25 protein-coding genes and 1 pseudogene are annotated in these 24,972 nt (G+C 37.3%); 2 read left to right on the forward strand and 24 right to left on the reverse strand.

What is annotated here, in order from left to right; genetic code table 11:
* Positions 1-22: 22 nt before the first annotated feature.
* The 4 genes from P4S71_RS02315 to P4S71_RS02330 form a co-directional block, all read right to left on the reverse strand.
* Positions 23-712, reverse strand: coding sequence for a helix-turn-helix transcriptional regulator (locus P4S71_RS02315; RefSeq protein WP_337149975.1), 690 nt, complete (start codon positions 710-712; stop codon positions 23-25).
* A 96-nt stretch (positions 713-808) separates the two neighbouring features.
* Positions 809-2,320 (reverse strand): trehalase family glycosidase, encoded by a 1,512-nt coding sequence (locus P4S71_RS02320; RefSeq protein WP_337149976.1) that lies wholly within the window; start codon positions 2,318-2,320, stop codon positions 809-811.
* 14 nt (positions 2,321-2,334) lie between these two features.
* Positions 2,335-3,573, reverse strand: coding sequence for an MFS transporter (locus P4S71_RS02325; RefSeq protein WP_033028472.1), 1,239 nt, complete (start codon positions 3,571-3,573; stop codon positions 2,335-2,337).
* Positions 3,574-3,748: 175 nt separating this feature from the next.
* Complete coding sequence (locus tag P4S71_RS02330) at positions 3,749-4,756, reverse strand: LacI family DNA-binding transcriptional regulator (RefSeq protein WP_007378432.1); 1,008 nt, start codon at positions 4,754-4,756, stop codon at positions 3,749-3,751.
* Between the two features lie 285 nt (positions 4,757-5,041).
* Here P4S71_RS02330 and P4S71_RS02335 point away from each other — a divergent pair, with 285 nt between their 5' ends.
* Positions 5,042-7,294, forward strand: a complete 2,253-nt coding sequence (locus tag P4S71_RS02335; protein WP_337149977.1) for a TonB-dependent receptor — start codon at positions 5,042-5,044, stop codon at positions 7,292-7,294.
* A 62-nt stretch (positions 7,295-7,356) separates the two neighbouring features.
* On the opposite strand, the gene P4S71_RS02340 is transcribed toward P4S71_RS02335, so the two are convergent.
* The 7 genes from P4S71_RS02340 to P4S71_RS02370 all read right to left on the reverse strand — a co-directional run bounded on the left by P4S71_RS02340 (position 7,357) and on the right by P4S71_RS02370 (position 13,908).
* Positions 7,357-8,466, reverse strand: a complete 1,110-nt coding sequence (locus P4S71_RS02340; protein WP_337149978.1) for an ISAs1 family transposase — start codon at positions 8,464-8,466, stop codon at positions 7,357-7,359.
* Positions 8,467-8,596: 130 nt separating this feature from the next.
* Complete coding sequence (locus P4S71_RS02345; protein ID WP_007378435.1) at positions 8,597-9,115, reverse strand: hypothetical protein; 519 nt, start codon at positions 9,113-9,115, stop codon at positions 8,597-8,599.
* Between the two features lie 75 nt (positions 9,116-9,190).
* On the reverse strand, positions 9,191-10,729 hold the full coding sequence (locus P4S71_RS02350) for an EAL domain-containing protein (protein WP_337149979.1): 1,539 nt from the start codon (positions 10,727-10,729) through the stop codon (positions 9,191-9,193).
* An 88-nt stretch (positions 10,730-10,817) separates the two neighbouring features.
* A complete protein-coding gene (locus P4S71_RS02355; protein ID WP_337149980.1) occupies positions 10,818-11,441 on the reverse strand; it encodes a GDSL-type esterase/lipase family protein in 624 nt (207 codons plus the stop codon).
* On the reverse strand, positions 11,441-11,950 hold the full coding sequence (locus P4S71_RS02360; RefSeq protein WP_337149981.1) for a DsrE family protein: 510 nt from the start codon (positions 11,948-11,950) through the stop codon (positions 11,441-11,443). Before P4S71_RS02360 ends, P4S71_RS02355 begins: the two co-directional genes overlap by 1 nt.
* A 206-nt stretch (positions 11,951-12,156) precedes the next feature.
* Positions 12,157-13,254, reverse strand: a complete 1,098-nt coding sequence (locus P4S71_RS02365) for an ISAs1-like element ISPsesp1 family transposase (RefSeq protein ID WP_096792602.1) — start codon at positions 13,252-13,254, stop codon at positions 12,157-12,159.
* A gap of 180 nt (positions 13,255-13,434) precedes the next feature.
* Complete coding sequence (locus tag P4S71_RS02370) at positions 13,435-13,908, reverse strand: flavodoxin family protein (RefSeq protein ID WP_007377069.1); 474 nt, start codon at positions 13,906-13,908, stop codon at positions 13,435-13,437.
* A 124-nt stretch (positions 13,909-14,032) separates the two neighbouring features.
* Here P4S71_RS02370 and soxR point away from each other — a divergent pair, with 124 nt between their 5' ends.
* Positions 14,033-14,464 (forward strand): redox-sensitive transcriptional activator SoxR, encoded by a 432-nt coding sequence (gene soxR, locus P4S71_RS02375; RefSeq protein ID WP_337149982.1) that lies wholly within the window; start codon positions 14,033-14,035, stop codon positions 14,462-14,464.
* Between the two features lie 544 nt (positions 14,465-15,008).
* Here the strand turns inward: soxR and P4S71_RS02380 are convergent.
* The 13 genes and pseudogenes from P4S71_RS02380 to P4S71_RS02440 form a co-directional block, all read right to left on the reverse strand.
* The gene (locus P4S71_RS02380) at positions 15,009-16,175 is read right to left on the reverse strand and encodes a lipase family protein (RefSeq protein WP_096794312.1); all 1,167 of its coding nucleotides are present in this window, start codon (positions 16,173-16,175) and stop codon (positions 15,009-15,011) included.
* Between the two features lie 27 nt (positions 16,176-16,202).
* Positions 16,203-16,721 carry a DUF6795 domain-containing protein gene (locus tag P4S71_RS02385; protein ID WP_007377072.1) on the reverse strand — a complete coding sequence of 173 codons (519 nt, stop codon included), beginning with the start codon at positions 16,719-16,721 and terminating at the stop codon, positions 16,203-16,205.
* A 321-nt stretch (positions 16,722-17,042) separates the two neighbouring features.
* Positions 17,043-17,198, reverse strand: a complete 156-nt coding sequence (locus P4S71_RS02390) for a hypothetical protein (RefSeq protein ID WP_337149983.1) — start codon at positions 17,196-17,198, stop codon at positions 17,043-17,045.
* Positions 17,199-17,357: 159 nt separating this feature from the next.
* Positions 17,358-17,555 (reverse strand): hypothetical protein, encoded by a 198-nt coding sequence (locus tag P4S71_RS02395; protein ID WP_337149984.1) that lies wholly within the window; start codon positions 17,553-17,555, stop codon positions 17,358-17,360.
* A gap of 59 nt (positions 17,556-17,614) precedes the next feature.
* Entirely contained in the window at positions 17,615-17,953 is a 339-nt protein-coding gene (locus tag P4S71_RS02400) for a hypothetical protein (RefSeq protein WP_337121173.1), read from the reverse strand.
* Positions 17,947-18,720 carry a ChaN family lipoprotein gene (locus P4S71_RS02405; protein ID WP_337149985.1) on the reverse strand — a complete coding sequence of 258 codons (774 nt, stop codon included), beginning with the start codon at positions 18,718-18,720 and terminating at the stop codon, positions 17,947-17,949. The genes P4S71_RS02400 and P4S71_RS02405 overlap by 7 nt, the downstream gene beginning before the upstream one ends.
* Before the next feature lie 220 nt (positions 18,721-18,940).
* Complete coding sequence (locus tag P4S71_RS02410; RefSeq protein WP_337149986.1) at positions 18,941-19,360, reverse strand: hypothetical protein; 420 nt, start codon at positions 19,358-19,360, stop codon at positions 18,941-18,943.
* A 163-nt stretch (positions 19,361-19,523) separates the two neighbouring features.
* The gene (locus P4S71_RS02415; RefSeq protein ID WP_337149987.1) at positions 19,524-20,297 is read right to left on the reverse strand and encodes a ChaN family lipoprotein; all 774 of its coding nucleotides are present in this window, start codon (positions 20,295-20,297) and stop codon (positions 19,524-19,526) included.
* A gap of 292 nt (positions 20,298-20,589) precedes the next feature.
* Positions 20,590-21,315, reverse strand: coding sequence for a hypothetical protein (locus tag P4S71_RS02420; RefSeq protein ID WP_096794307.1), 726 nt, complete (start codon positions 21,313-21,315; stop codon positions 20,590-20,592).
* The gene (locus tag P4S71_RS02425; protein WP_337149988.1) at positions 21,312-22,184 is read right to left on the reverse strand and encodes a hypothetical protein; all 873 of its coding nucleotides are present in this window, start codon (positions 22,182-22,184) and stop codon (positions 21,312-21,314) included. Before P4S71_RS02425 ends, P4S71_RS02420 begins: the two co-directional genes overlap by 4 nt.
* A 184-nt stretch (positions 22,185-22,368) precedes the next feature.
* Positions 22,369-22,686 (reverse strand): hypothetical protein, encoded by a 318-nt coding sequence (locus P4S71_RS02430; RefSeq protein WP_096794299.1) that lies wholly within the window; start codon positions 22,684-22,686, stop codon positions 22,369-22,371.
* Positions 22,687-22,695: 9 nt separating this feature from the next.
* A pseudogene (locus P4S71_RS02435) lies at positions 22,696-24,327 on the reverse strand (RHS repeat domain-containing protein); the annotation flags it as partial.
* A gap of 249 nt (positions 24,328-24,576) precedes the next feature.
* Positions 24,577-24,699, reverse strand: a complete 123-nt coding sequence (locus P4S71_RS02440; RefSeq protein ID WP_337149990.1) for a hypothetical protein — start codon at positions 24,697-24,699, stop codon at positions 24,577-24,579.
* Between the last annotated feature and the right edge of the window lie 273 nt (positions 24,700-24,972).

Here is a 24,972-nt window from a genome sequence, read left to right on the forward strand (position 1 = left end):
CAAAAATTTAATCCTGAAAAGGTTATTTAGCCATTGGCAGTAAAACAGAAATATAACGTTGCGCCCAATTAGCTAGCTCTACTCGATTACGCGAACTAGTTTTTTTAAACGCACTGTATAAATGGGTTTTTACTGTGTGGTCACTTATATTAAGTTTATCGGCAATAGCATTATTACTGGCACCTTGCGCTATGAGATAAATAACCGATTTTTCTCGTTTAGTTAAATGATCATAATCATCTTTTTTTATTTCTATACCATCGTACAAACTGTTAAATGATGATGCTACAGCCAAAATATCATTGAATGCGATTGAAATAATTTTTCGTGCAAACCAGAGTTCACCAGCATTTATTTTAACTAATCCTTTAAAAATAACTTCTGGAGGATCCGATTTATAAAATACGCCATTGAAATGATTGAGAAGTAAGTTCTTTTCACATACCGTTTCTCGCTCAACATTAAAGACAACAACGTTACAGTGCTTCGCTAAGCAAATTAAATCGGTGGGAATAAGGTCTTGCCAATTATTTTTAGTGCCATCAATCAAAAACAAATCATAGTGCGATCGTTCTTCTAGCTGAGGTACTGTGTCATCCATTTTTATATCGGTAAACAGCGCTTGTAGTGTTCTTAATATAGCGGTGTAACTATGAGAGTGGAAAGATGACTGAAAAGTTGTTCTTACAAATACGCGATTTTTATGTGACATAAATTTCATCCATGAAACGTTTATGCAACATTACCTAAGTTATAGGTAACATACAATCCGATAATGGTATTAAAAAATTATAAGTAACCCAATTATTTAAAACTCTGGATTATTTAATAACGTATAAAATCTTGCCGTTACACCATTAGTCCAACCAAAACCCTGCTGTACTTGATATTCACCACCACCGGCTAAAACCGCTGGTGTGCACACATTGTATTTTTCGAGTAAGCACCTATTTGCTGCAAAGTTTTGCTCAACCATATTTACCCAATTTTGCATTATATGTGTACTCAATTGTGTTATACCGTAGTTATTAAGCCCTTTTACCGCAAACCATTGTAGTGGAGCCCAACCATTTGGACTATCCCACTGCTGAGCCGTTTGAGTAATAGTTGTAACAATGCCACCCTCTTTTAAAAATTCATTGGCTAATCTTGTAGCTACCTTAGTTGCTTGCTCATTACTGGCTAAATTAACAAATAAAGCAGTAGTTGCCGCTGCACTAAGTATTGGAGATTGAGTCGTTGTACGGCAGTTATAATCAACAAAAAAACCGGTTGCTTCATTCCAAAGGTAAGCATTAATAAGCGCCTTGCGATTGCTAGCAAGTAATTGGTAATGCTCTGCTTGTTCACTATTGCCGAGCAATTGAAAGAATTTGCTTAACTGATTCTCTAAGTTATACATAAGGCAGTTTAAATCTATAGGAACAATATCAGTTGTTTGAATAGAGCTTAGTAAATTAGATTCACCAAGCCAACGAGAACTAAAGTCCCAACCCGACTCACATGCGGCGCGAATATTACGATAAAAATCAGATTTTTTCTCCTTCGCCAACCCTTCCGCTAGCGCTAAATCTTCACGCAATGACTCTGCTCTTGGCTCACTTACATCGTCCCAATAACGATTTAAAATACCACCACAAGGCATTCTTACTACCCGCTTTGAGCTCAATACATGAGTCGAAAGCAACTGAGCGCCTTGCATCCAAAATATATATTCTTTTTCAAGTGCTGCAACACACATAGCAAGCCATTGCGTATTGAGTGATTTACTATGCGTATGTTCCCATAATAATTCGACCATGAGTGCTAAAACAGGTGGCTGCGAGCGTGATAAATAATAGTGACGGTTACCATTTGGAATACAACCATAATCGTTAATTAAATCGACAAAGTTAAGTAGCATATCTTCAACTACATCACCTTTATCTGCATCGATTAAACCCAATGCTGTAAAATAACTATCCCAATAGTAAATCTCTTGAAAGCGCCCGCCAGGCACAATATAGCTGTGCTTTAGTGCTAGTAATGAATCTTGCTTTGGGGTATCAGCCTCTCTTCTAAGGCCATTCCATAACGAGTCTATATAATGTTTAACCGATGACGTATCAGCCTCAGTGCCCATTGCTAGCACTGGGGAAGTAATAAAGTGTGCGTTTACAAACTCACTAAGCTGCGTATTAGTTAAAGGCGCTAATTGTTCATAGCTTTTACATGCACTTTGCCAATTAACACGCGCAATTGCATCTGCGAATGTTTTACAGTCGCTAAATACATGCTGCATTTGAACATCTTTAAATAATTGGCTGTCAAAAAAACTCATAACTTTCCTTACTGTTAAGCTGTCGTTGCGTGTTGTGAGATAGCGTCGGTTCGCTTTTTGAAAAAAATCACGCTAATAAAAATCAAACTAATGGGAACCAAAGAAAGGTAAAACGCATGCTGGCCACTAAAGTGCTCAAACACATAACCAGTTATTATTGAGCCTGTTGTGCCACCAAGTGCTGAAAAAACTACAATTAAACCAGTCATAGCTGCATGGCGATGTTTTTCAAGAGCGCTGAGCATAACTGAGTTAAGTACCGGATAAATAGGCGCCATGAAAAAACCAATTAACGGTAAAATAAATGCAGCAAGTGGTGCATCAAATAAACTAATTACTGTATTTTCAGTAACATTCTCAGTAAGCGGTAGGGTAATAAGTATGAGGCCAGCCATCGCAATTAAACAACTGCTCAATACAACAAACCAGTGAATGTGTTTAAGTACTTGCCCTGCCACTAAGCGCCCAAATGCAAGTGCCGCAGCAAAAATACTGGCCAGCTGGATACTAATAGCCACAGGGAGTTTTAAAACTTCATTATTGAATGTGGGTAGCCAAGTACCTACGCCCTGCTCAATTAATACGTATAAAAAAGCGCTAATTATAAATATGAGTACCAACGGTTGATATGTTAGCTTAAGCATGGCGATAAAATCGAACCAACCGGAGCGTTTAGTTTTACTTATAATGGCGGGCTTTATAGGCGCAGCAATTACGCTCGCTATAACAATTAGGGTTAGCGCTGCCAGTAAGTAATAAACGTTGAGCCACGCGGTTGAATCGTTTGGATCTATAAAAGCAGTAAAAATCCAATAGCCACTTAACACACCAACCATGAAAATGCCTTCAATGGTGTTTAACAATGAAGAGTGGCTATTTGCATCATCTGTCACTTGGCCGATAATAGAGTAAACCGACACTTTAACCACAGCAAAGCCACAACCAATGGCGGCAAATAAAATTTTAAACGCATAAAAGTCACTAATTAAAGCCGTACTTACACAAGCAAGGGCAACAACAGTAAGTGCCCCAAGCATGGCCAGTTTATAGCCTAGGCGAGGAATAAACGAAGCCACTACAAATGACATTATCGCAATGGATAAATCTTTAAACCCCTCAAGCACTGAAGCTTCTGTTTTACTTACCCCAAGGGTATTTATTGCCTGCAAAATAACGGTGCCCACGCTATTTAACAAAATAGCGAAAATAAAGTAACTTGCTGCAATTGCCAGTGTGACTTTTGTTTTACTCATAATTACCCTCGCTTTAAAGCGTTATTTAAACGCTATAACGACCTTTATTGTATGCCTATAACAAGTGCATACACAGTGTGTGTTTATATCAGTGAGGTTTGAGTTTAGTTTAGAATAGCCACCAATGCAATCGTTTGCATTTTAAATTTAACATTAACTCAACATGATTTATAAACTATCGTTTACTTGATTGGCGGGTAATCAGTTCAATATCAATTACTTGTGATTCAACTTTTTCACCAGCTAGTTGCTGCATCAACTTTTGAACTAATAGCGTGGCTGCGTACTGTGTGTTTTGTCGGATAGTTGATAATGAAGGGTGGCTAATGTCGGCCATAGCAATATCATCAAAACCTACTAGAGCGACATCATTAGGAATGCTTACATAACGCTCTTTTAAGGCTTTCATGGCACCTAAGGCAACCATATCACTACATGCAACTATAGCATCAAAATAAAGGCCTTTTTCACGCAGTAATTGGTTGATTGATTGATACGCTGAGCTACTTGTTATATCAATAGATACAACATGTTGCTCTAATTTATGAGATGCTAATGCGGCAGAGTACCCTCTATGACGCTCACTAATTTCACCATGTTCTGGATCGCCTAAAAATACGATGTTTTTAGCTCCGTGCTCTATTAAATGCGTTGTTGCTTGCAAGCCTCCCAAGTAATTGTCACTTCCTACAATGGGGTAGTTGCTAGGTGTTTTAGGATCTCCCCATACCACCAGTGGAATACCTGCGTTAGCTGCATTTTCTATATTGGTTTGGTTTTTACCTTGACCTACAACAATAATACCGTCTGCACGGCGGCTATTAATAAAATAATTAGCCCAATCGTCTTGCGCCATGATTGAATTAGATAGTAAAAGCTCTAACCCTTGCTGATTAAGTGCAAGATTAATTTCGCTCACTACTTTAAGTAAAAACGGATCGCTAATCGACTGCTCTGTTTGTTCGTCAAGGTTAATTATAACCGCAACTACATTGGTTTTTTGTGTCCGCAACCGACTTGCAGCCGTATTAAGACTAAAATTATGCTCTTTAGCTAAGCGCTGAAGTTTATCGCGCGTTTCTTGTTTAATTAGCGGGTTATCATTAAGCGCACGCGAAACTGTAGAGGTAGACACGCCTGCTAGTTTCGCTAAATCAGTTAATTTAATTTTTTTGTTATTCATGATCTTCCTAAATAGTCGCTTACCACTGATCAATACAATTATCTAACTCGCTGACAATATAGCATTATTATTTTTTGCTGGCGCGAACAACGACCCAAAAAGTGTTTAACATATAAATAAGCTCAATAAATAAACTATATAAATTCATAAATAATTTACAAATAAATATTGCAAACGTTTGCATTTATCTCTAAGGTTTCAATATACACAGCCTATTTACAATGATTTTTAGTAAAAAGACTGCAGAAATACACTGTTTAATACACGAAAAACGGGATCACACACATGAAAATCAGTAAAGCAAAAAGTACACTAGCGTGTGCCATTACTTTAGCGCTTAGCACTCAATGCGCATTTGCTGCAGAGCAAACACAAGAAAAACAAAAAGTTGAGCGTATTGTAGTATCAGGAACACCCACAGGTGTTGGAATAAGAAAAATAGATGCCAGCTATGCGGTAACTAATATCGATAGTGAACAAATTATTAAATTGTCTCCAAAAAGCACCGCTGACTTATTTAAAGCAATACCTGGAGTTTGGGTAGAAAGCTCAGGTGGTGAGTCAGGTGCGAATGTATTTGTTCGTGGTTTTCCTGGCGGTGGAGATGCCCCATTTTTAACGCTAAGTGTTGAAGGTTCACCAATTTACCCAGCATCAACCTTATCGTTTTTAGAAAATTCATCAATGTTTCGTGTTGATGAAACCATTGAAACTGTAGAAGCACTACGTGGAGGCCCAAACCCTGTTTTATCTAACGGACAACCTGGGCTAACAACCAACTTTAGGTTAAAACGTGGTGGCGAAGAAACAGAAGGCTTATTTAAATACACAACTTCTGATTACGACTTACAGCGCATTGATGCTGTAATGAGTGGTGAAATTACTGACGATTTATACTTTATGGTTGGCGGGTATGTAAAAAGTTCACCAGGTATTCGTGATGCGGGCTTTACGTCAGAAAAAGGCAGCCAATTTACAATTAACATCACTAAAAACTTAGATAACGGCGAGCTTAACTTTTATACCCGCCAAACTGACGACCACGGCGCGTGGTACTTACCAACACCACTCAATGTTGATGGTATTGACGCACAATACACACAACTAGGCACGCTAAATCGCCAAGCAACAATATTTACAGGGCCAGATTCGCAAGCACACGATATTGACTTAGGTGATGGCCGAGGCTGGGACGGCCATGTTTCGGGCGGTAGTATTAAGCTAGAGCTAAAAGGTGGTTGGCATTTTTCAGATCGCTTTAACATTACTAAAGGCGATGCAAATACCTACGGTTTAGTACCTAGTGGCTCAGCAACAACGGTTGGAGCAGTTGCTGATAACGGCCAAACTGCATTTGGAGCAGTTACAAACACTGAATACGCAAGCGATACCCCAGTCCAACAACTTGGTCGATGGGTAGTACTTAAAGAAATCAGCTCATTTACTAATGATTTAGCTTTTTCGAAGAAATTTGGCGACCTATCAACAACCTTTGGATATTACACTGCAAGTACTTCGGCAAAAGATTGGTGGAGCTTAGGTAACACTGCATACCATGTACTTGAATCAGGTGGCGAAGCATTAACCGGTATTGAATGTAACCAAAGCACCGATGGCTGTGATTTTAACTACGATATTAGCTCAACAGGTGATGCCCGAACTAACGCGTTTTATGTTACTGGTGAATACAAATTTGCTGATGCATTCACACTGGATGTTGGCGTACGTCAAGAAAACCACGAAGTACAATACAGTGTAGATGAAGGCCTTGACGGCATTATTACTAAAGCCGTTAGCTATGATGAAAGTAAAACATCGTGGACTACAGGTTTAAACTACTCAATTAACAATGATATGGGTGTATTTGCTCGTGTTAATCGTGGTTATAAAATGCCGTATTTTGATGACTTTAGAGATAACTTTGATGCTTACCAAGGTGGCGAAAAGCTTATTAAAGAAATTACTCAAGGTGAACTAGGTTATAAATTAATTACTGAATCAACCGACTTTTATGCAACCGTATTTGTAAACGAAGTAAAAGGCGACACTTTTGTACGTCGCCCAGGTGTACCAGCAGAAATTTTAACAAATGAAGCGTACGGTATAGAGCTCGATTATAACTTTAATCATGAGTCTGGTTTTTCTGTTAATTTAAACACCACATTGCAAGATGCTGAAATTACGCAAAGTCCAACAAACGATGGCAACCAATCCCAGCGCCAACCAAAATGGCAAGTACGTGTAACGCCAAGTTACGACTTTGAGCTACAAGGTATGTATGCAACTTTATACGGTACACTTTCAGCGGTTGATGATCGCTTTGGCAATAACGAAAACACTGTAACACTCGATGGCTACGAAAAAGTTGATTTAGGTTTAATATTAGAACCAATGGAAGGCATTAAGCTTCAAGTAGCAATAGATAACTTAACAGATGAGCAAGGCATTACAGAAGGTGATCCACGTAATGCTGATGCACCAAATGGTCGTTACATTATGCCTCGCACAACGCGCTTTAGTGTAAGTTACGCGTTTTAAATAAAATACAATATAAAGGGAGCATTCGCTCCAGGGCAAAAGCATGAAAAAAGTCTATGCGTTCAGTACCTTTTCAAGGTAGGCTGTACTGCGCATAGCTTTTTTCTGTTTTGCGGGCATGCCTTTACTAAAGCTTTTTCTGCTTTTAGCTGATTAAATGCGATGTGTCTCAGCCCCGCAAATACAGGTGCTGCACCTTCGCGCCTAATTCGACACTCATCTTCTTTAAATCCTACATCTAAACGCCAATGTAATCCATTTTCTATTTGCCAATGTTGTCGTGCTCCTCTCGCGAGTTCTTCCGCTGTTAAATTCGCTGAACTAATATAGTATCTATAGCATAACTCATTGCTTAATTTACCTTTTTCTTTTCTATAAGAAACAATAACACCCACTGTTTTTACACCTTCCCAGTGTATCGTTTCTGATAAACCGCTCACGTTATGGCTCACTGCACAGCACCTAAATTCTTCTCTATTTTTTTGATAATCGGCTTCGTTAAACAAGAGCCCATCAGATGCTTGTCGTGCTACCTCAGGTAATAACACATCTTCTATTTGTGACAGTAGCCTTTTATGGTTTGCTTTTACCGCAAGTAAGTAATCGGCTTCTTTACCAACTATTTTTTTTGCAATTGATTTTTGACACCCCATAGCGTCAATCGTTACTAAGCAGCCTTTTATCTCTAATAATTCAAGCAGCTCTGGCAACGCTTTTATTTCATTCGACTTTTTATCAACAGGGCATTGTGCCAAAACAACACCATTTTCGCATGCAAATGCACTGATCATATAAAGCGCATCGCGTCTATCTGACTGATTAAATGAACCTTTCAATCGTTTACCGTCAATAGCAACTACACCGCCTTGAGTTAATTTGGAGCAGGCTTTCATCCAAGAAGAAAAGGAATCTTGGAATTGCGTCATGTCAATACGGCTCATTACACGAGCAATTGTGTCATGGCGAGGGATCCCTTGTTCAAGAAGAACATATTTTCTGAGCCAATCTAGTCTATCATGACCAAAATCTTCAATCTCTTCCCAGCCCTGACAGCCTGAAACAACAGCGCTAACAGCTAAGAATATGATATCAAATAGTTTATGAACAACTTTACCTTGTTGGCGAGGGTCGTCGATTGATTCGAAATATTTAAATAGCTGAATGTTAGACATGGGGATGCTCCTTAAAAAAGGAGTATAAGATCATACTTTTAAGTCAAGGTAAAGTTCGTGATCTTGCCCTGGCATTCGCTCCCTTTCACTTTAATTAACCTAAGCAAATAAATTTAAAGGCTAAAGTGAATTACTCAATACTCGCTTTTAATTTATTTAACGCATCAACCGAAAAACCTCGGTCATAAAAATATAGAATTTCGCCGCTGCTATTTATAAGTACCACACGTGAGTTATTTGGGCTTTGATTACCTGTAAACTTTTGTACCGCTTCACCATCTTTATAAATAGTAATTACCCCACCCCATAATTCTTTAGGTATGCCTTTGCGCATACCGCTGTCGATAAATGTGCTAAACATACGTGGTGCCATACCTGCAATGGTTGGTAGTTCGTAAGTTGGAAGCGTTACACCGGCCATATCTAAACCAATTAACCAACGGTCTATATCAAACTGGCTGTCTTGCTTGTAACCAATAAGCAGCAGTGTTTTATCTGCGTTAAAGTCGCGGGGTATAGTCACTATGTTTTGCTCTAAGCTTTCACCGCTAATATTGGGAAACTGCTTACCTGTAACTTGCTGATTTGGGTACTGCGATGTACATGCGCTCAGTAATATAAAAATAAAAACACTTAGTATTGATTTCATTATGATTAAGTTCCTAACATTTTAGTTTTATAATAACGTTTGTTTATATGTTTTAAAAATTACAAATATCTAAATTCAAACACTCTGTTTTGCCATATATTCATGAAACTTATTAACCTTCATTGGTCGGCCGTACTTCCAACCTTGCCCGTAATGCACTCCCGCAGTTTTTAAAATAGCTTCTTGCTCATTAGTTTCGATGCCCTCAGCAACACAGGTATAATTAAACTTTGTCACAAGCTCCATAATGTTCGGGATCATAGAAGCCTTTAGACCCTCAGTTGCTATATCTTGCACAAATGTACGGTCTATTTTTAACTGATGAAAGCTCAAATTTTGTAAATTTTTTAAATTAGAATAACCCGTACCAAAATCGTCTAATGACAAGTTAAAACCCGATTTAACCAATGTTCTAAAATGCGCATGAGCAATACTGGTATCAAGGTATTCATCTTCGGTAATTTCAAGGCAAATAATAAATCGAGAATTAGTAAGTTCAGAAACTTGCGTTAAAGATGATACATTTCCTTGCTCTACATCACATGGAAATATATTAAGCGATACTTTAAAACCCTCAGGTAAAATATCAATAGCTGTAAGTTCCTTGAGCACCGTTGCAATCATTGCTTCAGTGAATTTCCAAGTTAAATTATTTTTTCTGAGTAGCGGAATAAACTGATCTGGGTAGAGTGTTCCATATTTATCTTTAAAACGAGCAAGTACTTCACAACCTATTACTGTGCCTGTTTGCAAACAAATAATAGGTTGGTAGGTCCAATAAAAAGAGTTTTTATTTAAGCCTAAACGAATACGATTAAATGTAGAACGACGATCGGCAATCAGATTATCAACAAGTAATGCACTCGATACTCCAGCCAAACAGGTTAAAATGAGGGATATAATTAGTAAAAAGTGATTTTTAGCAAAAAATTTATTCCAAGGCATATGAAGTGCAACGCAGTAATTGCTATTTTGTTCACTGCATATCAGCTGCCTTTCATAAGGAAGATAAACATTATTGACTAACGTATCGTAAACACCACTTTGCCCCGCCAAATGATTAATAGAACGCTTGTGTTTATAAACAACTTCCCACATGGGTGAGCTAATTACGTCATCATTGAATACTTTAGTATCTATTATTAGATTGTAGTCACCTTGACGCACTATAATAACTTCCATTGGGCGGTCACTAAACAACAATAAATACAATTGAGGTTCAAAGCGTACTCGAATATTTTCATCTACAATAATATAATCTGGGCTTTTATCATTAATAACTTTATCTAACAACCCAGCTCCTGTAGTACATACAAGCTGATCGTTCTTAAAAAAACCTATATCTATTACATATTTTGCATCAAATAAAGCACGACGCATCTCAAGCAACGTTGCTTGGTCACATTGTTTAAAACCGAGGTTATTTAATGGAGTAAGAATTCTGCGCCGTTCTTGTACTGCGGTATCGATATGCTTAACTAGGTGTGTAGCGTCTTCACTTATTGTAGCTGCTAGCTTTTGGCCTGCAAAATAAAGTAGTATCAAGCTCCCTGTCACAAAAACCGAGATGCCAGTTAGCAGTGCTATTATTGATTTCTTATGGCCTTTTTTCATCGTATCCTTACTAATATAGTGTGTGCTTTAAATACACATTTTATAAATACATAATGACTTAAAAAATAAATAAATGGCTTAACCAAGTTTACTTTTTCACAACGTCGTAAAGCGTTTTGGCTATTACTTGATGCTGACTCTCACAAATATGAATTCCATCTTCTGTTGATACGTGCACTAAAGATTGAAGATCAATAAATATAATTTTTTTATTTTGTGCAATATTTTTGAATTGCTCTTTTAGCGCAACGTTTTTGCACTCCGCACCTTCATAAACATGCTTGTAAGGGCCTCTACAACGTACATAGGCCGGGCTCAAAATAATTATTTTTGGCTTTTCATCATGTTGATTATTTAAACTATAAAAATCAAAAATATCATTAATTAAATTATTTAGCCCCAGAGCAATGCATTCTGGAGCTAAATTAAAACGCTTTTTCAGATCGTTTGTCCCAAGTGCAATAATAATTACATCGAGCGCATACTCTTCCAAATAAGGTTTTAAATAACTAACACCCGAAAGTGAACCGTTATACGGCGGATGGTTTACTAAGGTACGATTGGGTTGCCCTGCTTCAATAATATTAAAGCCTGACCCTAATTTTGTGGCTAATTGTGATGTCCAACGAATACTTTCGTCAAAACGCCCTCCTGTAACGGGGTTTAAACCCCAAGTATTAGAGTCGCCAAAGCATAAAATGTTTTTTATCATTAAAATGGATTCAACGTATAGCCTTGCTGTTGTAGTTGGGCATGAGCAGTCATCGCAGAAAGTGACATTTTAACGCCTGGAATAAGCTGTTCAGGAGTAACTTTAAAATGTGTAGCTGACTGACCACACACAAAAACCTGTGTATTATTTACGAGTAATTGTTCAATTAAGTACCGGTTTTTATTATCAATATTAAACCGCTTTTTATATTCGCTATTAGCTAACATGTCAACACTTGCGCTACCGTGCACAACTAAAGCGAGTTGTATATTTTCAGGCTTTACACCATGCGCTACATGCATGTTAATAAAACGCGCTAACGAATTTATTGAATTATTTTGCGCGCCTTCTTTGGCTCCCTCGCTAACATCAAAAGCTATTCTAAACGAGGTAGAAGCACTAATTGGCTCGTGTTTTGGTACATTATAGAAGCTGCCAAACCCTTTGATCGGGAGTTCATTAGCTTGTGAAAGCGGACTAATAAGTAAAAGTAATAGTAAATATTTCATAAATCCTGTGTTTTTAAGTAATCAAGCCTATTTAATATACTACCAAAAGCAGGGCGTGTTGATCTTTTTGGATGAAGTTCGTTCAAATTAAAGACTGTTTAATTACGATGCAAAACTTGTAATCAATAAATGAAAGAAGTGCAACACCTTCGCTCTGCTCGAACAGCGTTTATGGGACAGGGCGCGAGCATACTTTGTTAAAAATGTTAACCAAAAAGAAGTTCTTCTCTAAAAGCATCATCATAACAAGCTCTTACACACTTACTTCTTATTGACCCCTTGCTTTTCGTATGCTGCTTTATCATGTTCCTAACGACGCGTCTAAATAGTGCCATATGTTGCGCACTTAATGGCTCATTTATTTGACAGGCATCTTCTTTAAATACGACATCCAGTATCCAGTGTTGCTGATTTTCTATCAGCCAATGTTGTCTTATTGCTTTACTTATCAATATATTGTCTGTCAACGATGTTAGGTAGTAATGTGTGTCAATACTCGTTCTATTACCCTTCGTTCGCTCTCGCTGCACCGCAACGATTGTCCTAACTGATGGCCAGCTCTCTTTAATTTCACTCGGTAATAAACGCGCATCAAGACAATCTATCGTGCGTACTTCTTTTCGCCCATGCCCTGCATCTTGTGTTACATGACTAAGTATCTCTGAGTTTTCAGATTCATACTGGTGTGTAAATGCATCTTGAATCGCGCTATAAAGTTTCTTTTGATTACCCTTTGCTTGCACTAGATAATCTGCATGTCTGCTAATTAGCTGTTTTAGCGTTTCTTTTTGGCAGTGCAAAGCATCAAGTGTAATGACGGTGTTATTGATATCGAGTATTTTCAATAAATCCCGAACTGCCGGTATTTCATTCGTCTTACTGCCAACTGTTTGGTGGAATAATGTGAGACCTGCCTCACAATCAAATGCTGAGACGAGGTGTAATTTATCAGCAATGTGTTTACTTGCTCCGCGAATAGTTTTGCCATCGAAGGCAATGACAGGATGCGCTGATTTAACGCGGTTTTGATTGACCCAGCTATACATCGCGAGTAGTAATGAGTCAGTATCAACGGTTCTAAAAATCCGAGCAATACTATGTCGAGTGGGTATGCCATTTTTGAAAGAACGAAATCCTCTTAACCAATTAAGCTTACTTTCGCCATAGACTTCAATATCTTGCCAGTTTTCACACCCTGATGTAACGGCAGTAATAATAAGAAAAAGCACATCAACTAAGTTATGGTGTTGATTTATATGTGAACGATTATCTTTGACGAGTTCTAAATGTGAGAAGAGTGACATAATAAGTTTAAGGTGATTAAATTTATGGTATTAGATCATAAAATTTGTTTATTTACAAAGTGTGATCCCGCCCTGGTTTATGGGATGTTATTTCTATAAAGGAGTAATAACACGCAGCCGCTATATTGCCTGCGTGTTAACATCTAAAAATAAACACCCCGTCGAGGAATAGGTTGTTTATTATGCTGCCGATTGCGTATTTTTATGGCTATGGCTTACAAAGCGCATACCTAAATAACCAAAGGTTTGCTTAAACATCTGTACAAAGGCATCAGGGGCTTCAAAAGAAGAGGCATTTGATAGCAACGAGAACTCTTTTGTACGTAACGCGCGTAACTTAGGCTTTAAGTTTTCGTCGTCCATGTAATCTGTGATCCGATCGATAAACGATTTCATTTGTACCGTGGTGTTATACCAATACACGGGGGATGCAAAAATCCAATGTTCATAATCGAGTAACGACTCAAAAACAGTATAAAAATCATCATTTTTATAGTTCTTACTATAGCAGTATGGCGGTATTTTATAGTCATCAAGACAAATAACGCGAATATCATTTTGCTCTGCATAACTATTAGCATGTGCTGATGTATTTCCTTCTCTACGTGCACTTGAATAAATTATTACTGAATTTTTTTTAATTTTATATTGCATTTAACTCGCTCCTTTTTTATGTTGGGAGCAGCTTAAAACCTCAACCATTATTGAGGTCAATATATGGATTTAAAATGAGCACAGAACAAAAAAATTAACAGAAGCTAACCTAACCGTCGGCTATGTGGCAAAAAGAAGTGGTGTAAAAGTATCAACCCTACATTTTTACGAAACTAAGTATTTAATAAGAAGCTGGCGAAATAGTGGTAATCAGCGTAGATATAAACCCGATGTACTTCGCCGTGTGGCGGTTATAAAAGCAGCGCAAACAATGGGAATTACGCTAGAGGAAATTAAAAACACGCTAGCCACACTGCCAGACAACAGAACCCCGACCAAGCAAGACTGGTCAGCGCTTTCTAAGCATTGGCAAGCACAGCTCGACGATCGCATTGCTTATATGCAGCGTTTACGTGACAAAGTAGATGGCTGTATTGGTTGTGGCTGCTTATCACTTAAAAACTGCCCTATTTACAATAAGGATGACCATTTAGGAGAGCAACAAAGCGGTGCTGTATTGTTAGATAAAGTTGATTATACCAATTCTCCTAATTAAGTGATCTATTTTGAGGTAAGAAAATCGTGTTGATAACAAGACAGAAACTTTTAACGCAGTTAGCGTCAGATTTAATCCCTCAAATTGATTAAGTATTTTTGCGGGTTGGTATAGCAAAAGTAAGAACGTTTGAAATTATTTGTCAGTGCTTTAAACCACTAAGGCTATTTAATCGCACCGCGAGGCTTGTAACCGAGTGAGCTCGGTAACTGCTCATGCGTACTTATTCTTACATCCATGAAAGAGTAAGTAAAAATAGAGCAAAGTTTCCGCGTCCTGTTCACGCCCTTACCTGCATTTATGTAAGCAAATACCCCCTAGGACGAACCCAAAGGGAAACGCATGCTTGGCATTTATATTACTTTATCACCTATTTTTGGGAAATAACCACATTGCATAGGCTCTGCCTTGTCTAAAAATAAAACATACTGGTGTAAATTGAACTCAAAAAGATAAACAAGCCTAGAGAGTAGTAACTAACCTGAACTCTGGATAATAAATCAATCTCGAGCAGCTATTTTCAGCGTTAACTAAATTATCTCTTTTAACCTAAACCATTTAAGCCATCTCTAGCAGCTCGGTATAAAGCACCTAACGTAGAATCAAACACCCATTTAATAAAGCTGTAAGTAAGCTCTACAGCTTTATTAATAACTTTACCGGCAAACACTAACATATGCCCTAACAAGCCTAGCGTTTGTACTGCAAATGATGCAGACGCCTTTGCTATTTTATCGATAGTACGAGCAAGCATATCGTAAAACGTTAATCCGGTTCCAATAGCTGCTTGTGCAGCGACAGCGCTGTAATAGCCCGCATCTTTTAACAAGGTGATTAATGCCGCACTTAATTTATCAGACCAATGCGCATTAAATGAAGCTTGGTTTCTATCTTCAAACTTTAAACGCACTGGTGTGCTTAGAAAATGATTAGCTTTTACGGTTAAGTTATTCCAATCACTGCTGTTTGCCGTATTAATATAACCAGGCGTTCCGTCCAACTTATGAGCAGCACCTTTAAGACCTTGCCCATTATCTAAACGGATTTCTTGCCCATTATACGGTGCATGTGAAAATGGCCATAAAGGGACTTTAGCAACTGGGTCTGCACCATGAGTACAACGGTAAATTTTATCAATTCTCGATGTCGCTGCCCTTGAAAAACCTTCAAGCCCTACTCGCGGTGAGCCAAATGTATACAGCTTTACTGGTAATGAATATTCCGCTTTGATCCAATCAGCGGATAACGTAGCTAAAGCACCACCTAAACTATGGCCAACAACATGAACACCACCCGTCATTTTATTCTTAATATTAGCAGTGACAAACTCTTGTAGCTTAGGCTTCATAGTATAAAATGTTTTATTAAACCCCGCATGCACCATACTACCGTTTGAACCACCGCTTAAACCAAAATGAGCATCAGTTATGCCATCACGTATTGTATCGGTCCCTCTAATAGCAATTACAGACTCCCCTTTAAAAGCCCCCGTTCCGTGACCAACTAGGCCAAAACCAGAACTTAATCCAAATAGGTGCGAAATAAAGCCGCCTGACACACCTTGTACTGAACTAGGACTTACAGAAAAGTCGAACTTTCCACGTAAAGCCGGAGATAAAGAGTTATTAATTAGATCCGTACTTTTGATATCTTTGGCATCATAAGCAAGTAACGCGAGTTGTACCGCTTGTGCAGGTGTTAATGTATTCATGCTAAATCCTTTTAAATTGTTTATAAACTAAATTTTACAGGCTGTATAAACTGTAAAAACGTGTTCTTTATCTTCAACAACCGGTATATCGTAAGTTTGAGGCTCTTTTGCAATGTCGCACACTAGATTATTTAAATACTCATTCAAAGTTTTACTTTGCTTATGTAAACCAATTCTGGCAAACCATAAAACAATATCTTTCGAGTTATCTTTTTTTATGTAGATGTGCTGAATTAGAGACCCATTATCGAACATATTCGCTGGCTTAGAGGTTTTAATAACTCGCTCAGGAAAAGAAAAATTACCATTTTCGTCTGACGTCGTTTCATCTAAATACTCATCACCAAAAGTGAATGACTTAAATATGGTAATATTCGCAAGTGGTTTACCATCATTTAGCAGTTGACCACTTATCGGAACTGATAAAGTAAAATCCTGCTTTTTTGAAAAGCCAAACATATCTGCAAAAGCCTGTGTTGTAGTAAAAAAAATAACGGTAATAGACACTACTACCAGTAAAGAAATCTTTAAACGTGATAATAACAAAGCAAACTATCTCCCAAGTTTTAGCTATACATTACGTAATATATATTTCTATTTAATTACACTCTTTAAGTGCTTTTTATTTTAAATAACAAGCGATAATCAAACTTATTAAAACTAAAAACTCTAATAAAATACAATTATACTGCATGCATTTAGAACAAAAAACAACCAGTTTGTTTTTTATCCGTGCTGCGCTATACATCAGGGCAAAATCGTAGATTTAACTCTGATTTAAAAGTATGTTTTTATACTGTTTAATGAATGAATATACCGACCTATAACAACCATTGATTTAAGTACTCAACGTTAAAAAATAAGTCGTTAACGGTTTATTTTTTGAAAGTAAGTTTTAAGTTTTAATAACCCAGATTCAAGTTCAAACTTTTGTATTTTAGGATTTTTAAACTTTAAGCCGTTTGAAATATGAGTATTAATCATCGTCGCCATACCTTCAAAGCCATCTGGCGCTGTAGCCACTAAATCAATAAGTAAAGGCTGAATAAGCGGTCGATGCTCTTCTATTAAAGTGGGGGTCTCGTATATATCGTAAACGAGGTTGGTTAGTGTGTTCTGTTTTTTTGTTCCATGTAATTTCTATAGCGCTTTAAATTAAAGCGTTAATAGCTCCTTTATATTTCAGTTTTCATTTAATGATTCATTTTCAGCTAATGATGCTTTGGCTTGCTTTTGTATATATTGAGCGCGATGCTCCCAATCGGTCCTATTTGCATAATTTATTACATAATCTGTATGAGAAATCACTTTATTCCACATACCAAGCTTTTGGTAAATAGTTGATAATTCAAAATGTGCCGAAACAGTTTGAAAATTCATTTCATTATCATGGAGTAAATATAATTCATATAATCGTGCAGATTCTTTTAAATCCTTTTTTACGAAGTGGCCACTTCGGTATATCCAAGCAAGTTTTTTAAAGCACTATACTCGTTATTTGCAATACGAGAATTAATTTCCTCTAAATAACGAGACCCATCTCCAGTGTGCACGCCTATGTAATACAAAGCCTCCCAATCACCAAGACTATATGCTTTTTCACACCATGCTTCTAATTGATCAGGTGCATGCATTAAGCTCTTTTCGCATTGCTTAGCGGCTTTCTCTACAGTTAGGTTAGGGGAGTTAATATCTATACTAGGAAAAAGTGATGCTCTCAAAACCGAAGGAAATACAAAACACCAAGTAAAGATAATTATTGATATTATTTTTACCATTGTAGTGAACCATCACTATTCACACGCTTTTCAGGTATATGCACTTGAAAAGATTTAACAGATGATTCGTACGGGTAGCCTTCTCGATAAAAATAGCGTTCTTTTAAGAATTTATCCTGATTAGAGTCACCTGAGCAGCGTCTATCACTTATGCAACTTAACCCTCCGATAAAGTCGATAAAGCGTACATTGAAAATATTGTGATCTTTAAGAAATACATCAACACCAGGCTGGTCTGCTGCATTTAGTACAGCATGAGAGCGATGCATAAAAGCAACAACCCTATTCTGACTTGAACGGTTTAATATAGTAGCTAAATTAACTGCCCAAAGTGCGTTTCTATAAGTATGAGTATCAAAGCAATCGCCTCCTATACCCTTCTCTGAAGAGCATACACTATCCATTATATCCATTGTTTCAACTAACACGTCGAGCGCGACTATTTTCATTCCAATATCGCGCGCAGCCTTAACAAGTTCACCATAAGCATGAGGTGTTAAATAGCCATGGGTCCAATACTTATTAAAATACTGCTGTATAACATTAAAGCCTTTACCTGTGCGCTGATAAAAGTCTATTTTTTCCTGCATAGCTCTTGGTAACATTTCGATTGCAAAATGCGTGAAACCAGCAGCTTTTAGCTGTTTGATTGCCTTTATTGCTTCATACTTATAACCAGCAGTGCTATGACTCGATTCACCAAGCATCACTAAGCGCGCATTACCGGCCATTGTTTTATAATTTACATCCGTGTTTATCTTATTCACTGTATTTCCTTATATTTTAAAACTTAGTCGGTTAATTACACTCATACTCTATATTTAAATGTTTGCTAACTACAAGCCATGAAGCTAACTCAAGGTTTACTCGGGCTCTAAAAAATAAATTTAGTAGTCAATACCCTATATGATGAAATTTTTATAGTAGCTATAAGTCCCCCAATATTGGGATAGGTGTCACTGTAATTTTCCTTTGTGGATTTGATAGTTAATTGTTCATTGCTACGACAGCATCTTCTTTTAGTGCTTTAGCTAAGGTATCAGAGCCATCGCCTAACTTTTGATCTATCACATATTGTGCATTAATAATAACATTTGGCCAATCTTCAAGCTTTGTATAGATTTTTGCTAAATCGTAATGAATCGACCTTAACAGAATTGGATAGGGCTCTTTTGCTTGGGTCAGAAAAAGCTCATATAAACGGGCGGCTTCTTTTAAATCTTTCTCAATAAACAAACCTCCGTCATAAAGCCACGCAAGCTTGCGAATAGCCAAATTTTCATTTTTCAACACGCGACGTTTTACTTCATTTACATAACGTGAACCGTCTCCTGTATGATAACCAATATAAAGTAATGCTTCCCAGGCTCCCATTTCATAAGCTTTTTCACACCAGCTTTCAAGCATCCTAGGCGCGTACATCAAGCTTTTTTGGCATTGCTGCATAGCTGTACTTTTTGATAGCTTGGGATTATTTATATCAAGGTCTGGCCATAAATTTTTTGATAAAGATTTGGCCTGAACTTGAACAATGACTGTGCTATAAACAAAAAGAGCTAAAAATATTTTTTTACCATTTTAGTGTTCCATCTGCATTAACTCTTTTCTCAGGAATATGGACTTGAAACGTTATAACTGAAGATTTATAAGGGAAGCCTTTACGATAAAAGTATTGCTGCTTGAGTGTATTTATTTCAGTAGAGTCACCTTCACAACGCCTTTGAGATAGACAAGCAATGCCACCTATAAAATCTATAAATCGAATACTGTTGATCCCCTTTTTTTGCATAAGAGTATCAAGACCAGGCTCATAATCTGCAGCTTGTACAGCATGCCATCGGTGCATAAAAGCAACTACACGATGCTTTTCCGACTCATTTAAGATTTCAACGATGTTGTCAGCCCAAATACCATTGCGACGAGTATGTGTATTAGAGCACTTTTTATCTATATACTGATCATAAACACACTCTTTATCCATGATCTCCATCATTTCTTGTGAAATATCTAAGGCTATAATTTTTAAGCCAATATCTCGAGCTGCTTTTGCTAATTCTCCATAAGCTTTAGGAACTAGATATCCCCAAGCCCAATTTTCATCAAAATATTGCTGAATTTCTTTGAAACCTTTACCTGTTCGTTGATAGAACTCTATTTTTTCTTGCATTGAACGTGGCAGCATTTCAATTGCAAAATGCGTAAAACCTGCAGCTTTTAACTGTTTGATCGCCTTAATTGCTTCATACTTATAACCAGCAGTGATATGGCTTGATTCGCCAAGCATAACTAAGCGCGCATTACCGGCCATTGTTTTATAATTGACATCCGTGTTTATTTTATTCATTACCTATCCTTGTTTTTTAAAACTTAGTCGATTAATTAAATCCATACTCTATATTTAAATGTCTTCTAACTACGAGCAGTGAAGCTAGATCAAAGTTTACTCAAGCCCTGAAAAGTAAGCTTAACAACAAATACCAATACATGATGGGGTCACTGTAATTTGTTATTTGCAATGAGGTTTGTGTTATTTTTCGTTTCAATCATTTAAAGCGGCAATTAAATAAAACACCCTCGATTTAAAGTGGATATTTTATTTAGCTGCTGATCGCTTATTTACTTTAAACTTGACGTAATTAGAACTGCTTAATTAGCGTATATGGCGCATCAGCGGCTAGCCGTGTTACCACATAACCATAAGTAGAGCCGTAACTCCCCTCTTCAACACTATTATCCATATACAACACCATATCTTCTATGCCGTCGTTGTTATAATCGCCTTTAGCCATAACAGTTAGCTTTTGAATACCGCCGCTGTTGTCGTAATAAATAGCTTGGTCCTTATTTAATGACTGCACTTCTTTAACACGGCTCATTTCTTCCCAGCTACTTGCACTTGCTAAGCGGCGCTCATCGTCATTTGAAATAATTAAAGCGAGCTCTGGAGGCATTTGTTTTGGTAGTGCTGAACCATGTTCAAAATCAGTCAAAAAACTAGCATCAGAAGCGTTCAACTCCCCCATATGTGACCATATTAAACACACTTTATTCATAGCTTTTATAACGCCCTGCTCTCGATAACTAAATGCGTTAAAACCTTCATCCAAAGCATTAAATAAAGTATTACAGCTAGTAACTACTTTATTAGGGTTACCGTCTTTAAGAAGACTTTCTTCAAAATACCACTTTTTATAAATTAGAGTCTTAACCTGTTCCTGCTGCTCTAATGCCATAGCCTCTGTAAAGTATCTATTGGTTTTATTTTCCGAGCTATATGTCGGAGTTATTTTGTTTTTGTCTATTTCTGCACATGCTGTACTTGAGATACTAATACATGCAAGTAAAATTAATTTCTTTATCATTTTGCATTCACCAGTAAATTGCGGACATAAGTATTGCGCTCAGCCGATACATCTTTTCTATTTGATTCAATAGCCGCCTTTTTAAAATCATGGACTTTCATATGCTTGTTAAAATTAGGGAAAGTGTCTTTAAGTTTTGTCATCCCTAAATTAAATATTAAATCAAACAGGGCTAACTTAACATCATCTGGGTAACTTGAAAATTCAGATGCGCCATATATACGTTTAAGCTCACTTTCAAACGTTTTAATATGCTGATCAATTTGAGCGTTTGCTACAGCTTCAGTAATTATTAACTTAGTAAAAGGTTTGAAACGACCAAAGCCTTCATCCTTACCAAACGGTCTTGATTTAATTAGTTTAAATTCATCTTCAATTTGCTTCGTTGATGCAATAATTCCCGTATCTCGAACGGTGAAAGGAACTTTTTTTGCAGCCTCAACATCTTTTAATAAATGACCTACGCCAACGGTTACATAGCCTTTTGTATCTAAATACATATGAGGAACATTACCTTCATATTTCACCATACTTTGTTTTAGTTTCGTTTTTAAATTGCCAGATATTGGTATAACCGCAACCGCTGCAGCACTCGCTAGCTTTTCATTAATTTTTTTATGAGTGCGCCCATTTGGATCTATTTTTCCATCTGGACGTACCATATTTACCACTTTGCTTTGAAACAACTTAATAGCCGCTACGGTTTTAGAGTTCTCAGGACGTGAGCCTAAACGACCGTCTACGGTAAGTTTTCTAGCGGGTGCTATAAGGGAAAGAAGTGAATTTAAAGCAGTTTGTACTGCTTTTACATCGTCTGGCTTATTTGCGTCGACAATCCCTACGGATTGGATTAATTTCATTGCTGGCATCGAAGAGTCCTTTTCTTTAGTATTATGTTGCTTAAGTGCAGCGTGTTAGTAGTAAATTAACACCCATTAATTAAAGTGGGTGTCTTAATTATTTTTTGCGTTAACACTATTTAAAGTGGGTGTCTTTGTTATTTTCCTGCCTAAAATATTATGGTCAACCAATTCACTAACCCTAAGTGTTAGATTACAACATTAACCACTCTTTAAAACATTTATTGCACACCCCTCCACCTTCTAATAATGGTAGTAAAAGTGAGTCGCTATACTGCTCGTCAGACTCACCATATAAACTAACAACATCTAAACCAACAAAAGGAGATGGAAGCTCACTTTTTGCCAAAAAGTAAGTTACAGAGTCAAAAAGTACATCACCATCATAGAAATCTAATTTTAATTTCACATAATCAATTTTTTCACCAGCTAATACAGCTTGTTGTAAAAGTTTCGAAACGTATGGATTTCCACCTGCTTCACCATGTTTCTTACAATAAATTAGAGCCATTAAAGAATCCTAATCAGTTGATAATCTTCCAAAGTCGTTATCTTTGAAGAGCTTGTAGTAACCTCTTCGTGTTTTTTCATACTGAGGACCTTCCCCAGCAGATAAAATATCAGCAACATGGGATAAACAGCTATTTGTATATACATGATAGGCTCCCAACTCTTGTCTTATCATATTTTTCTGAACTAAAATTGCAGCTTCAGCATCTGGCAGCGGTATTCTAGCCTCATGAGCTAGCTCCCCCTTTCCATTAAAGGAGCCTGCTCGGATAATAGTTGTTTCGCTCCAATCTTCAGCAGTTATAACCTGATGTGTTGCGTAACTTAGGTCATCATGAAAAACTTCTATTGTAAAATGCCCCTCTTGATGCCCATTTACAAACTGCCTCACAATTGCATAACCCTCTTTACAACTCAACCCAAACGGATCTACCCAATTCACAGGGTTTGGCGCATATTGATAGTGATTTATCCCACCCACTAACCCTATCGGGTCTTGGTTTATAAAGCGCTGTTGTTTGGGGCTGTAGTAGCGGTAGCGGTTATAATGTAAGCCGCTCTCCTCATCTAAATATTGCCCTTGAAAACAAATTGGCTGAGTGAAACTATTTTCTTTATTAGTGTCAGACTCAGCTTTTAGCTCTTCATAACCATATACATCGGCTTTATTTTCCCATACGACTTCTGCTTTGTTGTTTGTTACAAAACGTGGGGTATTCAGTTGATCTAGGTGGTAGTAGTACACCTCGCCTTTTTTAATAAGCGCTACTGGGTGAAATTGATTTGGCAGGTTGATATACCAGGTATATTCACCGTGCTGGCATTCGCCGATTAACTGGTCGTTATCCCAAATGTAGTCAATTTTACCGTGCTCGGTGTGCTTGGCGATACGACGACCTAATGGGTCGTAGTCGTATTGCGTGAGCGTGCCGTTGTTGTTAAAACAGCTTAACTGGTTAAACGCGTTGTATTCGCGGCGGGTTTTAATGCCTTTGCCGGTTTCGCGTATTTGGTTACCAAACTCGTCGTAGTAAAAGTCGCTGTCGCCAAAGTGTGTTAGGCGGTCGGCGTTGGTGGCACTGTTTATTATAGTGTTGTTAGTGCTTTCATTGTTTACTACTGAGTCAGCGTTGCTACTATTTTTGCTACTACTTTCACTACTATTTGGTGCTAACTCATTGTATTCGCTATGGGTGGCGCGTGTTAAATTAATAGAAGAGCTGGCATTAGTATACTCGTTACTGGCTGCATCATGTTCTATACCCTGCTCGCCTGTATCACTAGTGTCTGTACCGCTAATGCCCGCATCGTTTGTGTTTGATTGAACAGTCTGACTTTGCGGGTTACCAAAGCTATCCCACTGGTAGTGTGTGGTTGTATCAGTACGTGAGCTTGCCAGTGTTTGTTGTATTAACTGCCCCAAGCTGTTGTATTCAAAATTGATATTGTGGCTGCTTACGCCTTCGTTTTTACGGGCAATCAGCTGGTTTACGCTGTCGTAGTTGTACGTACAGGTATCGAATAGTGCTTGTGCTGGGTGTGTAAGCTGTTGCTGTGTTAAGCGGTTGAATACATCAAACTGTTGGGTAAGGGTAATGCTGTTACCAAACTGCTGGGTTTTAATATTACCTTGGCTGCATGGCCATAGAGAACTTAAGCAAAAATGCCCAAGCCTTTATAACTTCCATGTTGTTAAAGAGCGATTTATCTTTAAGATGCGTGTCTGGTTATTTTTCTTCTAAGAATGTTTACAAATACTTAAACTAAACTTCTATACCTTCAATAAGATTTGCAAATCGACCATAGCTATTAAATAGGTCTTTATCATCACCTAAATCACTTTCTAAAAATAGATAGACCAATCTGATTCTACCTAAAGGATAGTAGCTCTTCATACAATCAATTTTATTAAAAAAGGCCTCAGAGCCTCTAATGCTTCATAGGCTGCTTTACTGTTGGGTTTTGCTAAAAGCATACTTTCTAAGTCACTTCGCTCTTTTTTTAATTTAGCCATTTTATTCATTTTTACCATCATCTGGACATACATATTCACCACCCCACTTTTCTTTAAATTGCTTGTTGGGGTTGTTTTTTAGCGTCAATGAAATAATATTTTTAATTACGGAGTCTGTCTTATTAAAAAACCCTCTTCATTAAAACCAAACATAAAAAACTACTTAGCAACGAAAAAAGTTATACTCATTTCTATTTACTATTTGTAAAAATAATTTATCTAATATTCAATTATTTTTATACTAATTTTATTATCATTTAAGAGCTTAATAAA

The sequence above is a fragment of the Pseudoalteromonas sp. B62 genome (genome assembly GCF_037162565.1).
Lineage (GTDB): Bacteria > Pseudomonadota > Gammaproteobacteria > Enterobacterales > Alteromonadaceae > Pseudoalteromonas > Pseudoalteromonas fuliginea.

Bases quoted from the DNA above. Each gene is read 5' to 3' on its own strand.
- P4S71_RS02315 (WP_337149975.1), bottom strand. From the start codon at position 712: ATGTCACATAAAAATCGCGTATTTGTAAGAACAACTTTTCAGTCATCT.
- P4S71_RS02320 (WP_337149976.1), bottom strand. From the start codon at position 2,320: ATGAGTTTTTTTGACAGCCAATTATTTAAAGATGTTCAAATGCAGCAT.
- P4S71_RS02325 (WP_033028472.1), bottom strand. From the start codon at position 3,573: ATGAGTAAAACAAAAGTCACACTGGCAATTGCAGCAAGTTACTTTATT.
- P4S71_RS02330 (WP_007378432.1), bottom strand. From the start codon at position 4,756: ATGAATAACAAAAAAATTAAATTAACTGATTTAGCGAAACTAGCAGGC.
- P4S71_RS02335 (WP_337149977.1), top strand. From the start codon at position 5,042: ATGAAAATCAGTAAAGCAAAAAGTACACTAGCGTGTGCCATTACTTTA.
- P4S71_RS02340 (WP_337149978.1), bottom strand. From the start codon at position 8,466: ATGTCTAACATTCAGCTATTTAAATATTTCGAATCAATCGACGACCCT.
- P4S71_RS02345 (WP_007378435.1), bottom strand. From the start codon at position 9,115: ATGAAATCAATACTAAGTGTTTTTATTTTTATATTACTGAGCGCATGT.
- P4S71_RS02350 (WP_337149979.1), bottom strand. From the start codon at position 10,729: ATGAAAAAAGGCCATAAGAAATCAATAATAGCACTGCTAACTGGCATC.
- P4S71_RS02355 (WP_337149980.1), bottom strand. From the start codon at position 11,441: ATGATAAAAAACATTTTATGCTTTGGCGACTCTAATACTTGGGGTTTA.
- P4S71_RS02360 (WP_337149981.1), bottom strand. From the start codon at position 11,950: ATGAAATATTTACTATTACTTTTACTTATTAGTCCGCTTTCACAAGCT.
- P4S71_RS02365 (WP_096792602.1), bottom strand. From the start codon at position 13,254: ATGTCACTCTTCTCACATTTAGAACTCGTCAAAGATAATCGTTCACAT.
- P4S71_RS02370 (WP_007377069.1), bottom strand. From the start codon at position 13,908: ATGCAATATAAAATTAAAAAAAATTCAGTAATAATTTATTCAAGTGCA.
- P4S71_RS02380 (WP_096794312.1), bottom strand. From the start codon at position 16,175: ATGAATACATTAACACCTGCACAAGCGGTACAACTCGCGTTACTTGCT.
- P4S71_RS02395 (WP_337149984.1), bottom strand. From the start codon at position 17,555: ATGAATTTTCAAACTGTTTCGGCACATTTTGAATTATCAACTATTTAC.
- P4S71_RS02400 (WP_337121173.1), bottom strand. From the start codon at position 17,953: ATGGTAAAAATAATATCAATAATTATCTTTACTTGGTGTTTTGTATTT.
- P4S71_RS02410 (WP_337149986.1), bottom strand. From the start codon at position 19,360: ATGCTTGAAAGCTGGTGTGAAAAAGCTTATGAAATGGGAGCCTGGGAA.
- P4S71_RS02415 (WP_337149987.1), bottom strand. From the start codon at position 20,297: ATGAATAAAATAAACACGGATGTCAATTATAAAACAATGGCCGGTAAT.
- P4S71_RS02420 (WP_096794307.1), bottom strand. From the start codon at position 21,315: ATGATAAAGAAATTAATTTTACTTGCATGTATTAGTATCTCAAGTACA.
- P4S71_RS02425 (WP_337149988.1), bottom strand. From the start codon at position 22,184: ATGCCAGCAATGAAATTAATCCAATCCGTAGGGATTGTCGACGCAAAT.
- P4S71_RS02430 (WP_096794299.1), bottom strand. From the start codon at position 22,686: ATGGCTCTAATTTATTGTAAGAAACATGGTGAAGCAGGTGGAAATCCA.
- P4S71_RS02440 (WP_337149990.1), bottom strand. From the start codon at position 24,699: ATGGCTAAATTAAAAAAAGAGCGAAGTGACTTAGAAAGTATGCTTTTA.